This window comes from Herbiconiux daphne, from assembly GCF_024979295.1.
GTDB classification, from domain to species: domain Bacteria; phylum Actinomycetota; class Actinomycetes; order Actinomycetales; family Microbacteriaceae; genus Herbiconiux; species Herbiconiux daphnes.
This window is the reverse complement of the sequence record NZ_JANLCJ010000584.1, coordinates 1-591: the sequence shown is the minus strand read 5'-3', so window position 1 is coordinate 591 and position 591 is coordinate 1. Positions and strand designations below refer to the sequence as shown.

1 protein-coding gene is annotated in these 591 nt (G+C 40.4%); it reads left to right on the top strand.

Features of this window, described 5'->3' with window-relative positions; translation table 11 throughout:
* Positions 1–591, top strand: a 591-nt coding sequence (locus N1032_RS26585) for a hypothetical protein (protein WP_259543658.1), incomplete at both ends; no start/stop codon positions are given.

The following is a 591-nucleotide window of genomic DNA, read 5'->3' as shown; positions in this document are numbered from 1 at the left end:
GGTGATGCTACAACAGAAGGGCAATCACTTTTAATTATTGGTTTCTGTTATGCCTATATGGCAACTGGTATTGAAGAATACTGGACCTTGGCTAAGAAGTATTTTGATGCTTATATAAAATATTTCTATGCTGGACAACCTGTACCAATGACAGAGGGTGCTTACATTTGTAACTGGCTGGTGAATGGTAAACAACCAACACTGGCTAACTATCCACTCTCCAATGATAACACAATCACTCATGCTGGTTTTCTTGGCGATGATGAATCTCCATTCATGAACTTCCAGCCAGGTCCTAATGGTCAGCTTCAAGCTAAAATTCCACAAGGTGACCCTCATTACGGTGAATATCTTGACCGTGCTACTTTTGCTTATGAAGGTAGTTTAGGTTGGCGTTCATTAGTTGCAACTGTTTATGCTTCTCAAGCAGATGGTTCAACAGACTGGACATTTGGTTCTTCTGACCGTGGTAAAGAATATCCTGTAGATTGGGCTATTACTTGGGATGGAAAGAAGATGAGTTATGATGATGGGCAGGTGGATGAAAACCCTAATCGTGACAACAAGAATGGTACAGGTTATTACTTATAC